General features: G+C 71.8%; 19 protein-coding genes. 17 read left to right on the top strand and 2 right to left on the bottom strand.

The window, feature by feature from the left end; translation table 11 throughout:
• Position 1: 1 nt before the first annotated feature.
• Positions 2-565, bottom strand: coding sequence for a hypothetical protein (locus ACRWNP_RS03220; protein WP_431959339.1), 564 nt, complete (start codon positions 563-565; stop codon positions 2-4).
• A gap of 483 nt (positions 566-1048) precedes the next feature.
• Here ACRWNP_RS03220 and ACRWNP_RS03215 point away from each other — a divergent pair, with 483 nt between their 5' ends.
• The 5 genes from ACRWNP_RS03215 to ACRWNP_RS03195 are packed head-to-tail and all read left to right on the top strand — an operon-like array spanning position 1049 to position 2956.
• Positions 1049-1363 carry a hypothetical protein gene (locus ACRWNP_RS03215; RefSeq protein WP_431959338.1) on the top strand — a complete coding sequence of 105 codons (315 nt, stop codon included), beginning with the start codon at positions 1049-1051 and terminating at the stop codon, positions 1361-1363.
• Positions 1360-1731: a fic family toxin-antitoxin system, toxin component gene (locus ACRWNP_RS03210; RefSeq protein ID WP_431959337.1), complete on the top strand. Its 372-nt coding sequence runs from the start codon at positions 1360-1362 to the stop codon at positions 1729-1731. The genes ACRWNP_RS03215 and ACRWNP_RS03210 overlap by 4 nt, the downstream gene beginning before the upstream one ends.
• Positions 1728-2252, top strand: a complete 525-nt coding sequence (locus ACRWNP_RS03205) for a DUF4326 domain-containing protein (RefSeq protein WP_431959336.1) — start codon at positions 1728-1730, stop codon at positions 2250-2252. The genes ACRWNP_RS03210 and ACRWNP_RS03205 overlap by 4 nt, the downstream gene beginning before the upstream one ends.
• A 20-nt stretch (positions 2253-2272) precedes the next feature.
• A complete protein-coding gene (locus ACRWNP_RS03200; protein WP_431959335.1) occupies positions 2273-2593 on the top strand; it encodes a hypothetical protein in 321 nt (106 codons plus the stop codon).
• Between the two features lie 36 nt (positions 2594-2629).
• Entirely contained in the window at positions 2630-2956 is a 327-nt protein-coding gene (locus ACRWNP_RS03195; RefSeq protein ID WP_431959334.1) for a hypothetical protein, read from the top strand.
• A gap of 73 nt (positions 2957-3029) precedes the next feature.
• Here the strand turns inward: ACRWNP_RS03195 and ACRWNP_RS03190 are convergent, their stop codons facing one another.
• Positions 3030-3833: a hypothetical protein gene (locus tag ACRWNP_RS03190; RefSeq protein WP_431959333.1), complete on the bottom strand. Its 804-nt coding sequence runs from the start codon at positions 3831-3833 to the stop codon at positions 3030-3032.
• 339 nt (positions 3834-4172) lie between these two features.
• On the opposite strand from ACRWNP_RS03190, the gene ACRWNP_RS03185 reads away from it, so the two are divergent.
• The 12 genes from ACRWNP_RS03185 (at position 4173) to ACRWNP_RS03130 (ending at position 12588) form a co-directional block, all read left to right on the top strand.
• Positions 4173-4379: a hypothetical protein gene (locus tag ACRWNP_RS03185; protein WP_431959332.1), complete on the top strand. Its 207-nt coding sequence runs from the start codon at positions 4173-4175 to the stop codon at positions 4377-4379.
• 210 nt (positions 4380-4589) lie between these two features.
• Entirely contained in the window at positions 4590-4910 is a 321-nt protein-coding gene (locus tag ACRWNP_RS03180) for a hypothetical protein (protein ID WP_431959331.1), read from the top strand.
• Positions 4911-4945: 35 nt separating this feature from the next.
• Positions 4946-5377: a hypothetical protein gene (locus tag ACRWNP_RS03175; protein WP_431959330.1), complete on the top strand. Its 432-nt coding sequence runs from the start codon at positions 4946-4948 to the stop codon at positions 5375-5377.
• Positions 5374-5715, top strand: a complete 342-nt coding sequence (locus tag ACRWNP_RS03170) for a hypothetical protein (RefSeq protein ID WP_431959329.1) — start codon at positions 5374-5376, stop codon at positions 5713-5715. The genes ACRWNP_RS03175 and ACRWNP_RS03170 overlap by 4 nt, the downstream gene beginning before the upstream one ends.
• The gene (locus ACRWNP_RS03165; RefSeq protein ID WP_431959328.1) at positions 5712-6965 is read left to right on the top strand and encodes a tyrosine-type recombinase/integrase; all 1254 of its coding nucleotides are present in this window, start codon (positions 5712-5714) and stop codon (positions 6963-6965) included. The genes ACRWNP_RS03170 and ACRWNP_RS03165 overlap by 4 nt, the downstream gene beginning before the upstream one ends.
• Before the next feature lie 117 nt (positions 6966-7082).
• Entirely contained in the window at positions 7083-7658 is a 576-nt protein-coding gene (gene dcd, locus ACRWNP_RS03160) for a dCTP deaminase (protein ID WP_431959327.1), read from the top strand.
• Positions 7659-7734: 76 nt separating this feature from the next.
• Entirely contained in the window at positions 7735-8250 is a 516-nt protein-coding gene (locus ACRWNP_RS03155) for a hypothetical protein (protein ID WP_431959326.1), read from the top strand.
• 109 nt (positions 8251-8359) lie between these two features.
• Complete coding sequence (locus ACRWNP_RS03150) at positions 8360-8713, top strand: hypothetical protein (RefSeq protein ID WP_431959325.1); 354 nt, start codon at positions 8360-8362, stop codon at positions 8711-8713.
• Between the two features lie 28 nt (positions 8714-8741).
• The gene (locus ACRWNP_RS03145) at positions 8742-9014 is read left to right on the top strand and encodes a hypothetical protein (protein ID WP_431959324.1); all 273 of its coding nucleotides are present in this window, start codon (positions 8742-8744) and stop codon (positions 9012-9014) included.
• Between the two features lie 93 nt (positions 9015-9107).
• A complete protein-coding gene (locus ACRWNP_RS03140) occupies positions 9108-9323 on the top strand; it encodes a hypothetical protein (RefSeq protein WP_431959323.1) in 216 nt (71 codons plus the stop codon).
• Complete coding sequence (locus ACRWNP_RS03135; protein WP_431959322.1) at positions 9323-12097, top strand: phage portal protein; 2775 nt, start codon at positions 9323-9325, stop codon at positions 12095-12097. Before ACRWNP_RS03140 ends, ACRWNP_RS03135 begins: the two co-directional genes overlap by 1 nt.
• A gap of 77 nt (positions 12098-12174) precedes the next feature.
• The gene (locus ACRWNP_RS03130) at positions 12175-12588 is read left to right on the top strand and encodes an XF1762 family protein (RefSeq protein WP_431959321.1); all 414 of its coding nucleotides are present in this window, start codon (positions 12175-12177) and stop codon (positions 12586-12588) included.
• Positions 12589-12594: the final 6 nt, after the last annotated feature.

The raw sequence follows: 12594 nt of genomic DNA, 5'->3' as shown, positions 1-12594 counted from the left end.
CTCAGAATCCCTTGGCGAAGGAGAAGGCGGGCATGCGAACGGGGCCGTGCACGTGGGTGGCTTCGAGTACGGCGGTCAAGCCATCCGGCGGGGAGCCGGGAGCGGGAGCGGTCGGCACGACCTGGCGGGCCGGGGCGGCGGGCGGGTCGTTCTCGCCCCGGATCTGGCGGACCACGGCCGCGCAGAAGCGCAGGTTCTGGATGCGGGCGAGGGACCAGCGGTGCCGGGCCCCTACGGCCTCGAGCATCATCGGGTCGTCGTCCATGCCGACGGGCCGACCGTCCTCGCTCCAGCCCACCAGCGCCCCGTAGAGCCAGGCGTCGTTGCGGTTGGCGTCCCACTCGCGGGAATCCAGCCGGATGTGCGCGGCGACCCGCTCCAGGACGGCCCGGGCGCGGGCCATCAGGTCCGCCTGGCCCGCGGTGTTGCGCTGCAGCTCGGTGAGCTCGGTGCGCAGGGCGCGGATCTCGTCCTCGGCCGGTCGCACCAGGGCCTCGGCGATGGTGCGGGCCAGCTCGATGCGCTCGGCGTCGGCGAGGTAGAGCGGCAGCAGAGCCTCTTCCACGATCTGCCGAGCCTGCCCGACAGCGGGACTGGCAGGGGTTCGGCGGGTGCCGAATGTCTGCGTATTCGGCTCGGTGTCTCGCACCAGGGGCCTCCGTGCGGCTGGGGTGGTGGTGCCTTGCAATGAGGGGGAACGTCGGAGGCCCGCCAGGTGTGACACAAGACTGGGAATTCCGCGCGACTCAACGACGAAAAGCCTCTGACCTGGGGTTTTTCTGCCGGAGACAACTTGCGCTCTAGCGCAACACGGCGACTTGCGCTCTACCGCAACTTGCATGTTGCGCTCTAGCGCAAGTCCGACTGACGCTCTAGCGCAACACCTAGTAACTAGAAGAACTTCAACTAGACGAACATCAACAACACCTGGGCGGCGGGGCCGGCGGACGGGCGCGGCGCGGCGGTGGCCGGGCGTGAAACGGGACCGGCAAGCCGGCCCGCCGGATCCCCTCCCCAAACGGATGACACCAGTGGTACCGTTGCCACCATGAAGGCATCCGAGAAGAAGGCCATGAGCCTCCGGTTCCCCAACGCGGAGCAGTACGACGCCATCGCCGCGGCCGCCAAGGCCGCCGACATGAGCATGCAGGAGTACGTGCTGTCGGCCGCCTACGAACGCGCCACGGCCGTCGAGCGCGTTTTCCTCGAGGCCGCCCGCGAAGCCATGGAGTACACCCGCGAGGCCTTCGCCGAGCTCGGCGACAACGTGCCCGACAGCGACCGGCACGCCGCCGCCCTGGCCGCAGAGCGGCGCCTGGCCGAGCTGGACCGCGCCGAGGCTGGCCACGGGAACGCCGCGTGACCCAAAGCATCGACGTGCCGTTCCTGCTGCACGTCGCCGAGCAGATCGACGGCGACCCGCAGGTCCACGAACTGGGCGTGCTGTACGCCGCGGTCGCCCGCGTCCACTCCAGCGCCATGGGGCGCGACTGCTACGGCTCTGATCACCTCAAGGCGGCCGCGCTCATGCACGAGCTCGCGCGGATTCCCTGCCTGGAGCACTCGAACCTGCAGTTCGCATGGGTCAGCACCGTCGGGTTCCTGACCCTGCAGGGCCGCAGCCTGAACTACCCGCCCAAGGAGGCTGCGGTCCTCGTCCGCGACACGGCAGCCGGCCGGGTCACCGTGAAGGAGATCGCTCTGGCGCTTCGCGGCTGGACCGTCCGGTGACGGCGACGACCCTGGCGGTGCCCGCCCGGATCCAGCGCGGCCGCACGAAGGGCTGGCGGCTGGCGGACGCCACCACCAACCCGAACGGCGCCGTCATCGTCAGCGGGTCCAGCCGGTTCGCCAACGCGTGCACGATCGCGGTCATGCGGGAGATGCGAGACGTCGACCCGCACGCCGCGGCGGCCGCCAACTTCCGCATGTGGCTGGCCGGGGACCGGACCAACGCCCCGACCGATGAGGCCGACCGGCGGCGCGAGCGGATCCTTGTCAGCGTGCCGGAGCTGCGGGGCAAGGACGTCGCCTGCACGTGCCGACCGGATCAGGCGTGCCACGCCGACGAGCTGCTGCGGCTGGCCGGCATGCCGCCCGCCGAGTACGACGCGTGGGCGGCCAGGGTCCGGGCCCGCGTCGACCGGGGCCGGGTCTCTTGGGGCGACGCCCCGATCTACAGCGACGAGGAGAAGGCGGCCGCCACGCACGGCCACGCCGGGTTCGTCATGCAGCAGCTACTCGGCGCGTAGCGCCACCGAAGGGGGAGGACATGGACCTTACGAAGGTCGAGGCCGCCGTCAATGACGGCGCCGGATACGCGGTGCTGAACGTCCGGGATCTACGCGAAGCCGTTGGCGCCCAGCGCACCGGCCGCCACGTGGCGGAAGCCATCTCCGAAGGCCTCCATCAGGCGGGATACCGGCACTTCCCGGTCGAGATCCCGAAGGATCAGCTCCGTGGGGTGCTCGTGTACCGGCCGGACAGCCCGGGTGCGCAGGTGCTCCTGCTGGTGGAGGTGGCGACCACGAGCCCTCCCGGGGCGGCAGACGGCGCCGTGCACCTCCTGGCCGACCTGCTGCGCAAGCCGTAGCCTGACCGCCTGCCAGCAGATCCCAGGGGGGGATTCATGCTCAACCGTGCCCAGATACTCCCGGTCGTCATCGGTGCCAGCGTCGTCGGCTTGCTTGCCTTCGGCGTTGGCACTCTCGGCGCCCACGGCGAGCCCGCGAACGTCTCCGTCGTCCCGGACTACCCCAGTGAGGGCCCCGAGTACGACGCCGCCATGGAACGCTGCGCCCTCTCGCGCTTGATGAACGCTGGAGACCCCGCCCCCAGCCCCGAAGGGCCGTACTACCACGAAGCCGAAGTGCTCTGCAGCTACGGCAGAACCTTCGACAACATCGACGGCGGGCCCGGCATCGGACCGGCCGACCCGGACTACTGGACTCCGTGACCCGCGCTGCACGCTGGAGGGCCCGCCACCATCCCGGTGACGGGCCCTCCAGGCTTTCCCGCGTATAACCGGCTCACGCGACCAGTTCTGTCAGGACGAGTGTCAGCCTTCCCCCGGGGGTTGCAGACCTGGCCCCCGGGCGAGGGTCCGGCCCCGTCAGGATCCGGGCGTTGTCGTCCGGCAGGGCCCCGCCGTCGACCAGGCCGTCAAGGAGCGCCTTCGCCGACGGCGCCCAGTTCCCCGGGTCGAAGTCCCGGGTACGCGGGCCCGGGTGCACGACGTAGAACAGGTGGGCCCGGGCCAGCGTCGGCAGCCGGTGCTTGCGGGCGAGCACCTTCCCCGTCTTGCGCAGCTCGCCTATCCGGTCGGCCTCGGGCGCCCAGTGCAGGCGCATGTTGGAGCTGAGCAGAGGCAGCGGCGGCACGGGCATCACCCACGAGCGGCCCGCGCCGGCCAACTCGGCGACCAGGTCGTCTAGGTCCACGTCGGGCGCGGGGCCGGCGGCCGCGACCGGGCGGGGCGCCTTCGCCTTGCGGGGCCTGGCAGTGGCCGAAGTGGGCTTGGTGGCCGCGGCCTTGGTGCTGCGCCGCAGCTCACGCTCCCCGGCGAGGGTCAGGCCGACGAGCTCCGTCCACTGCCCCCGGTCGTGGGTGCGGGCGCCGTGGCGTACGAGCTCGGCGCGGAGCAGCGCCAGGACGTCGAGCTTGGGCAGGGTGAGCCACTGCCCGGGCTCCGGTGCGGCATAGCGGTAGTGGGTGCGGCCCGGGGAGCCGGGGACGCTCGCGTGACTGACGGCGTGATCGCGGATGGTGCGCAGGGCCGCGCGGTGAGCCTCGGGGAGGGGAGGGGCCGCGGGGCGGTGGAACGGTGCGGGCATCGGGACCTCCGCTACGTCTATGCGCATAGGTGTGCGTAGTTTCCAAGATTTTTTGCGGGGTGGAAGCTGGTCGGCCCTGAGTGCTGGATCACTGCAAGTGTCGGCTGTTTCCTGACCGGTTGATTCGGTGAGCCTTACAACGACCTATACATGGGGCGGCTGTTACCCCTTCGCAGCCCTACGCGCAATTGCAACACGCGGCCGCGAAAGCCGTAAGCTTAGAACGCCGAAGAGGAGAGCAAGACCCGTGGTCCAGCCTCTGGGGTCCAATCCTGGCTGGGGGTCGTTGCCCTCCTCTGGCGCGCCGTAGGAATCCAACTCGAGAATGGAAAACCCACAATGCGCTTCAATAGTAGTGCCTGCAGCAAAGCCTGCGCCAAGGGCATCAAGGATGTCGTCAAGTTCGTGAAGGCCGTCGTGGAAGCCGTGGCCCGCGCGGTCAAGAACAATCGCCGTGAGGTGACCCTCGCGGCCCTCGGCGGCGCCGTCCATGCGTGCGTGGCCATCCCGCTGGCCGAAGCCGGGAACCGGTTCTTCGGCGGCTGATCCACACACGAGCACACGGTGGCCCCCCTCTCACTCGGGAGGGGGGCCACCCTGTTACCCGGCGCCTGCCCCGGCACCGGTGCGCGTCTTCGCCGATCTCTCCGGCAGTCCGCCGAACCGGGATCGAACATCCGGCCGGACACCCCCGAACGCAAGGTTAGGTGCGCCTTACCGGTGATAATTTGGAGAATCACAGGCTATTCTAAGGGGGTGTCAGAAGATCCCGAACACCCCTCCGAAGACGGCCCCCCGGCCTCGCCGGAGATGAGCCGCGCCCTGTTCAACCAGTGGTTCGGGTTCGTCTCCGCCCGGCTGGACGAGCGCGAGGCCATGGCCGACGCGATCCACTCCCGCGCAGGCCTGGAATGCCGCACGATCACCACGCCGCTGCGGGTCAAGGCCGCGTACGCGTTCGGCTTCGGGGAGGCCGCATTGGCCGACGACCAGCCCCACCGCGCACGCACGCAACTCGCCTGGTTCCGCCAAGCGGGCCAGCAGTGGGCCGGCCACCCCGAACACCCTGACAACTGACCCACATCACCCAATAGCGCCACCGAAGGAGCACGATGGCAGACACCGGCATTGACGACTGGTCCAAGTACGAGTCCGGCACCGACCCGTTCACCGCAGCCGAGTTGGAGGCGATTCACCGCTACCGCGAATTCGTCGCCGACATGCCCGACGACACCTTCGAGGGCTTCGATGCCGACCGGATCCTCAGCGACGTGGCCGAGCACGGCGCGAGTGTGGCCCTCGCAAACGTGGAGGGGTTCACCAACCATCTCAACGGCTGGTGGGGGGCGATCAGCATGTTGAAGGACGCCCTGTCGATCGGCGCCGACGGGTACAGCACGGCCGCCCACCGGTACGTCGGCCACCTCACCGCCCAGCACCGCAACGCCTGCGCGAGGTTCGAGCGCGCCGTCACCATGTGGTTCCTGGACTTCGATCCGGGCCTCTCCTCCCCGCTGTACCTCAAGCGAGACGCGGACGAGTGACCGACGAGTACGGGCGCCGCGTCCCGGCCCTGCCGGGCGCGGCGAAGGCCTGGTTCGACGCCTACCAGCGGGCCGCGGAGGCGGCGAACGGCGGCATCGACTGGTCGGAGCTGTCCTCGGCGCGGCTCCCCAACCCTGCCGCCGTGCCGCCGTGCCCGGTGTGTGGCGACGTCCCCGTGTCCGGCAAGCTGACCGGCCACACCGGGTATTGCCCGTTCCAGCCCTGCCCGCCGAAGACCGGCGCCCACCTGCACTTCCAGCCCTGCGGATGCCTCCTGGACCTGCCGTCTTTGGAGGAACTGATCCGCTCCATGTACGGAACCAGGGAGAACGCGTGAGCGAGCAAGAGGGAGAGGTCATCGTCGCGGAGCTCCTGGACGACGAGGAGCCCGCGGGGCTTCCCGCCGTCCGGGAGAGCCTGCCGGCGCCGCGGTACGAGGTCGATCAGCACACCATCGTCGGCCCGGGCGAGGATCTGCCCGTGGCCGGCGAGGGCCCGCGCTACTCGGAAGAGGACTTCCGGGTCTCGCAGGCCACGATGGACCTGCACGCCGAGGCCAAGGCGGAGAACACCCGCCGGATGCGCACCACCGCGGTGAGGGAGTTCGAGGCCTGGTGCGCCGAGCACGGCCGCGTCGCCCGGCCGTGCACTACGGCGACGTACACCGAGTACGGCACTCACCTGATGACCCGGGCCAACCGCAAGGACGGCACGCGCAGCATGAAGGCCGCGTCGATCCGCGCCTACATGTCGCACATCCGCATGTGGCAGCCGCCCGGGAAGCGCCCGGACCGCACGATGTTCAACGAGAACCTCAAGGGCTGGACGGCGAAGAACCCGCGGGCCAACCGCAAGCGGGAGGCGTTCCCGCTGACGCTGCCGTTCGTGCTGGCGATGATCGACGTGTGCGACGAGTCCACGCCCATCGGCATCCGTGACGCCGCCTACCTGGCGTTCGCGTACCGGTTCGTGGCGCGCCGCACCGAGCCCGCCGAGCTGCTGATCGAGGATCTGGTGATCACCGATGACCAGATCGTCGTGAAGCTGGCCAAGGACAAGACGCACCAGACCGAGGAACAGACCCTCATCCAGAAGAACCGCGCCGACCTGCAGCAGGTCCAGCGCATGCGGGCGTGGCTGGCGTACCTCGCCGAGCAGGGCGTCACCTCGGGTCCGCTGCTGCGGGCGCTGACCAAGAAGGGCAAGCTCGCCGGGCGCGCCCACGCCACCAAGCGGGGCGACAAGCTGACCGGTGCCGCGTGCGACAGCATCGTGAAGAAGCGGTTCGAGCAGGCCGGACTCGAGACCGACGGGCGGCCGGTGACGGCGCATGGCCTCCGTGCGGGCGCGGCCACCGACCTCGCGGAGGCCGGGGTGCGAGGCAAGGAGCTCAACGAGGCGGGCCGGTGGACGCCCGGCTCCAACGTCGCCGAGCTGGCATACGTCCGCCCCGCGAAGGACAAGGCGAAGGACGTGTTCGACGCGGTCAAGGTCGTCGGGGCGGCCGCCGCCGAGCCTGCCGGGCCCGTGGTGCAGGTGCAGGGCCGGGCCGACCGGGCAGCCCGGCGCCGCATGCGCCGAAGGTGACTGACAGCCCCAGTATTTCGCTGCTGGGGCGTACGGCCCGAAGGGCCGGCCCCCGCGCCCGCCGCAGGCGATCTGCCAGCGGGCGCGGGGGCCAGTTATACGTGAGAGCCTTCCCCCGTGCTTCTATCCGACAGGGACATCAAGGCCGAGATCGACGTCGGGCGGGTGCGGATCGACCCGTTCGACGCGTCGATGGTGCAGCCGTCGAGCATCGACGTACGGCTCGACCGCTTCTTCCGGGTGTTCGAGAACCACCGGTACCCGCACATCGACCCGGCGGCCGAGCAGCCGGACCTGACCAGGGAAGTGGAGCCGGAGGGCGACGGGCCGTTCATCCTCCACCCCGGGGAGTTCGTACTGGCCTCCACGTACGAGGTCATCACGCTGCCCGACGACATCGCCTCGCGCCTGGAGGGGAAGTCGAGCCTCGGTCGGCTCGGACTCGTCACGCACTCGACCGCGGGCTTCATCGACCCCGGGTTCTCCGGGCACGTGACGCTGGAGCTGTCGAACGTGGCGACGCTCCCCATCAAGCTGTGGCCCGGCATGAAGATCGGGCAGCTCTGCCTGTTCCGGCTGAGCTCGCCGGCCGAATTCCCCTACGGCTCGGAGCAATACGGCTCCCGGTACCAGGGGCAACGCGGCCCGACCCCGTCGCGGTCGTCCCAGCGCTTCCACCGCACCCGGGTCTGACGCGACGCAAGCGGCCCCGTCCGGTAGCACACCGGACGGGGCCGTCTGGTCCCCGAACCCCGCGAGGAGGCCCCCGGTGGACCGATCCCTGACGGCGTGGCGTTCCGCCCGTGCCCGCGCCCGCCGGATGCGCGAGCGGTGGATTGCCGCCGAGGCCCGCTGTGCCCAGCTCGCCGCCGAACCGGCCGTGCCCGTGGAGGTGTGGCGCGCCGCCCAGGTGGAGGCGATGCGCGCCAACGACACGGTCGGCCGGGTAGCTGACCTGCTGGAGCGGTGGCACGAGTCGGGGCCGCCGGACGAGCGGGCCGCGCGTTCGGAGCTGCTGCGCGCCCTGAACGGCACCGACGAGCGGGACGCGGCGCTGCAGCGGCTCCGCGGCCGCGTGCGGGAACTGCGCTCCGGCCTGGCCGACATGGCCCGCGTGGCCGAGCACGAGAAGGCCGTGGCGATCGAGGCGGAAGCCCGCCTGGACCGGGCGTGCGCGGTGCTCGACCGTGTTGCGGCCGCCCCCACCATGCAGCTGCACGACGGCGGGCCGCGCGTCGTGGACGCCGACGATCTGCGTACCCGTCTGGGGCTGTCGCCCCGGTAGGGCCGCTGTTGTCACACTCCGGGACCGCCGGTCGTTCCCCATGGGTGGGGGTTGCGCTTAGCGCAGGGGCTGTGTATCCGAATCCGTCCGGCGGAAGGAACCGACGCCCGTGCCTACTCCCCCGGCGAAGAAGGCCGACCATGCGTGGGTCGTCGCGGCCGAGCTGCCCGTGGAGACCAACATTGCCCGCTACGCCGACTTCCGAGGATCGTTCGTGATCAAGGAGGGCGGGCAGCGCGTCAACGCCCTGGAGGTGTACTGCAAGGCGTGCAAGCGTCCCTTCGAGGACGTAGCGGACCAGGAGTGCTCTGCGCTCATCGACAACCGGCACCTCATCGGCGGTGACCAGCGGGTCCGCGCGAAGCGCCTGCCTCCGCCCCAGCCCCCCAAGGGCGCCCGGGTCATCCCGGGCCACACCTACACGCGACGCGGCATCGAGGCGTACGTCGCGGGCACCGTCTGACCACTCACCTGCAGAAGGGCACCACCCCGTGAACCGCCGTCTCCGCATAGTCGCCGCCGCGTCCGCCGCCACCCTGGCACTGGGCCTGGCGGGCTGCGCCAAGTACATGGAGCCGTACAACGACGCGCCGCGCGCCAGCACGGTCAACCGGGAGCCCTGCGAGGTCATCGCCATGCCCGACGGGTTCTCCAACTCCTGCACCAAGTGCGACCACGGCAACCGCATCTATCAGTCGTTCCACGGTGATGGCTCGTACACGGCCATCGCGGTCGTGCCCCAGGATCCGACCTGCCGCCCCTGACGCAGACCGCCCGGGGCCGGTCCGTGAGTCGGCCGGCCCCCCGCCGCGGGTGACGCCGCGACACTAGCCGCGCCGCTTCCTAGCTTGCGCGCCGTGACTCACATCCCTTCCGCCACCGACGCGCCCCCGCCGCCAACGCCGCCGCTGCCCGTCAGGGAGATCGTCGGCCTGGTCCTGGTCGTCCTCGGCGTCGCAGGCCTGACCGCCGTGGCGTTCGCCGTCCATCCGCTGCTCGGCGGGGCCGCCGTCGGCCTCGCACTCACCGGCCTCGGCCTGTTCCTGTCCCTCGGCGATAGCGGCGCCGTCTGATGGCCCGCCGCCGGACCCTGCTGCCCGCGATGCGGGCCCTGGCCCGCCGCCGCGCCGTCGCGCCGGCCATGCAGGAGACCAAGGGGTGGTCCGGCGGCTGGACTGTGCCCGCAGGCGTGTCGCGCATGTACGGCACCGAGGGCCGCGCGGACGGCTGGGACCTGGAGAAGGTCATCGCCGACGGCTACGAGCGCGGCGTGTGGGTCTTCAAGGCCGTCGAGACGATCGCCGGGCACTCCTCCCGCCTGCCGTTCATGGTCGGGCGCGGGGACGGCCCCGGCGAGATCGACGAGACCATGGACGAGCACCCGCTGTACCGGCTGCTGAACGGGCAGGCCAACCCGCTGGAGACCGGGCGCGTGTTCCGCAAGCGCCTGTCCGCGCAGGTGCTCCTCAGCAAGCGCGGCGCGTTCATCGAGGTGACCCGCTCCCGGCGGGGCACGATGACCCGCCTGGATCTGCTGCCGCCGGACCGGGTGATGCCCATACCTGACCAGCGCGGGGAGTACATCTCCCACTTCGAGCTGTTCGAGCGCGACGGGCGCACCCGGGAGCTGGACCCGGAGCGGGTGCGGTGGGTCCGCGAGCCTCACCCCACCGATCCGTTCTCGGGGACGACGCCGCTGGAGGCCGCCGGGATCTCTGTGGACCTGGACCACCTGGCGCGGCTCTACAACGTGTCCTTCTTGCGGAACGACGCCCGGCCCGGCGGTGTGCTGGGCGTCGACCTCAAGGGCGCCACGGGGCGCCAGCTCGACCGGATCGAGGAACGGTTCGCGCCGGGCGTCGAGCGCGCCGGAGAGCTCGCCGTGATCGGCATGGGCCCCGGCGGCATGTCTTACATCGACGTCGCCACCCGGCCCCGTGACATGGCGTACGAGCAACTGTCGAAGATCTCCAAGGACGAGATCCTGGCCGCGTTCGGCACTCCCGAGTCGATGTTCGGCAACACCTCCGGCCGGACCTACGACAACGCCGAGCAGGACGAGTACACGTTCTGGACGATCACCATGTCGTCCCACAACGACCTGATCGCCTCCGCGTTCTGGCCGGACGTGGACGACGACGACGGGTGGCGCCCGTACCTGGACACCAGCGGCGTCGAAGCCCTGGAACTGCCCCAGCGTCACCGCCTGCAGGTGCTCCGCGAGGAGTGGTCGGCCGGGCTGATCAGCGTTGACGAGTACCGGGCGGCGGCCGGGCGTGACCCGATCGACAACCCGCAGACCCGCGCCCTTTGGCTCAACCCGCAGAAGGCGCCCGTGCCGACGCGGCCCGAAGACGCGGTCGCCCTCGGTGTCGGCGGCGCCCCCGGAGCTCCCCCCGGTGCCCCGGGGGCCGGCCCGGGCGGACTTCCCCCGACCGATGCGCCCGAGAGCGGGCAGGACGGCGGCGGCGCGGCCGCCCAGGCCGTCGCCCAAGCCCGCGGGGAGCTCGGGGACGCGGGAGGCGCGGCAGCGCAGGCCGTGGCAGCAGCCCGCGCCTCCCAGCAGCCCACCGCGCCCGGCGCGGCCGCTACAGCCGTCGATGCCGCCCGGGCCGCGGGCGTCACCTCGCAGGCCCCGGGAGCCGCCGCGTCCGCCGTCACCGCGGCCCGCGCCTCCCAGCAGCCCACCGCGCCCGGCGCGGCCGCCGCAGCCGTCGGCGCGGCCCGCGAGACCAAGTCCGCGCGGCGCGATCCCGGCTGGACCCCCGACGAAGCGGCCGTCGAACGGCTCGCCACCGCGGCGGCCGGCGCCCTGGACGCGATCCTCGCCCGGCAGACGGACATCACCGTCGCCCGGCTGCGGTCCCCCAAGGCCCGCAAGGGCACCCGGTACTGGGAGCCGGACACGTCCCTGCCCGGGGTGGACACCCGGGGTGGTGACGGGCCGCTGGACGCGCACCGGGCGATCTCCCCCGAGCGGTGGGCGACCGAAGCGACCGCGACCCTGTCGCCGCTGGTGACGGCGGCCGCAGAGCGCGCGTACGCGGACGCGATCCGGGCCCTGTCGGGCGCGGCCGCCATCGAGGGCAAGGCACTGCGCGGCCGAGGGGGGCCAGCAGCAGCCGTCATGGCGGCGCTGGCCGCCGTCGCCGAAGCCGTGCGGACGTTCCTCAACGCCCTGGCGGACGACGTGATGGCAGCTCAGGGCCACACCGACACCGTTGACGGCCTCGCCGAGGTCGTACACGGCCGTACAGAGGCCGCGCACGACCTGGCCGAAGGGTTGGCCCGGCAGGTGGCTGCCGCGGTCGTCAACGGGGCAGCACAGGCCGCAGCGGAGGAAGTCCCCGGCATCGTCCGGACCTGGCACACCGTCGGCGACGATCGGGTACGTCCCGCCCACGAGGCACTGAACGACGAGACGCTGCCCGTCGACCAGCCCTTCGAGATCGAGGGCGCGTCCCTGCGATACCCCGGTGACCCGCTCGCGCCCCTGCACCTCACAATCAACTGCCGCTGCAGGCTCTACTACTGGCCCGTTGACGGCATCCGCCCGGGCCTGGAGGGCAAGAGCGCCCGCCGGTCCCGGTGGAACCTGGCACGGCACCCCCGGGACTCCCGGGGTCGCTTCATCGAGCCGGGCGGCGTCGCCCGGCTGTGGGGTGGCGGACTGGTGCGGGTCGTCGGCGCCCTCGCCAACCAGCGCATCCGCGTGGAGCGCCTGGAGGGCGGCGGCCGCGAGACCCACCGTGCGGACCGGCTGACGATGGTGGCCCGCCCGGACGGCACCGCGCCGACGAAGGACGCGGGCAAGCTGCCCCCGACGAACGGCCCGAAGGGTGGGTGAGCGCCTGCACCTGGTCCCGGTGCGGTTCCGGGACGCCGCGGCGTTCGTCGCCGCCTGACCACAAGCCGCCGCCGGGCATGGTGTTCGCCGTCGGGGCCGCCGACGACGACGGGGTGCTGCGGGCTGTCGCCATGGTCGGCAGGCCCGTCGCCCGGCACCTGGACAACCGACAGACGCTGGAGGTCACCCGCACGGCCACCGACGGCGCCCCCAACGCGAACAGCATGCTGTACGGCGCGGCCTGGCGGGCCGCGCAAGCCATGGGCTACACGCGGCTGGTGACGTACACGCAGGAGGGCGAGACCGGGGTGAGCCTGCGGGCCGCAGGCTGGCGGGTACTGGCGCAACGGCCGCCGCGGCGGGGCTGGGACTGCGCGAGCAGACCGCGCCAGTCCCGGGGTGTCGACAACGTCGCCCGGACCCTGTGGGAAGCCCCCACCTGCTGTGACTCAGGTCACAGCCTGGCCAGACAGGTGAGCGCGCGACGCTAGATGTGC

The organism is Actinacidiphila sp. bgisy160, from assembly GCF_965342435.1.
Taxonomy (GTDB): Bacteria; Actinomycetota; Actinomycetes; order Streptomycetales; family Streptomycetaceae; genus Actinacidiphila.
The sequence above is the reverse complement of the archived record's forward strand: the minus strand, read 5'-3'. Positions and strand labels throughout refer to the sequence as shown.

What these genes read in the sequence shown, in the direction of transcription:
- ACRWNP_RS03195 (WP_431959334.1), top strand. Translation starts at nt 2,630, where the DNA reads ATGCTCAACCGTGCCCAGATACTCCCGGTCGTCATCGGTGCCAGCGTC.
- ACRWNP_RS03130 (WP_431959321.1), top strand. Translation starts at nt 12,175, where the DNA reads ATGGTGTTCGCCGTCGGGGCCGCCGACGACGACGGGGTGCTGCGGGCT.
- ACRWNP_RS03185 (WP_431959332.1), top strand. Translation starts at nt 4,173, where the DNA reads ATGCGCTTCAATAGTAGTGCCTGCAGCAAAGCCTGCGCCAAGGGCATC.
- ACRWNP_RS03175 (WP_431959330.1), top strand. Translation starts at nt 4,946, where the DNA reads ATGGCAGACACCGGCATTGACGACTGGTCCAAGTACGAGTCCGGCACC.
- ACRWNP_RS03200 (WP_431959335.1), top strand. Translation starts at nt 2,273, where the DNA reads ATGGACCTTACGAAGGTCGAGGCCGCCGTCAATGACGGCGCCGGATAC.
- ACRWNP_RS03190 (WP_431959333.1), bottom strand. Translation starts at nt 3,833, where the DNA reads ATGCCCGCACCGTTCCACCGCCCCGCGGCCCCTCCCCTCCCCGAGGCT.
- ACRWNP_RS03135 (WP_431959322.1), top strand. Translation starts at nt 9,323, where the DNA reads ATGGCCCGCCGCCGGACCCTGCTGCCCGCGATGCGGGCCCTGGCCCGC.
- ACRWNP_RS03215 (WP_431959338.1), top strand. Translation starts at nt 1,049, where the DNA reads ATGAAGGCATCCGAGAAGAAGGCCATGAGCCTCCGGTTCCCCAACGCG.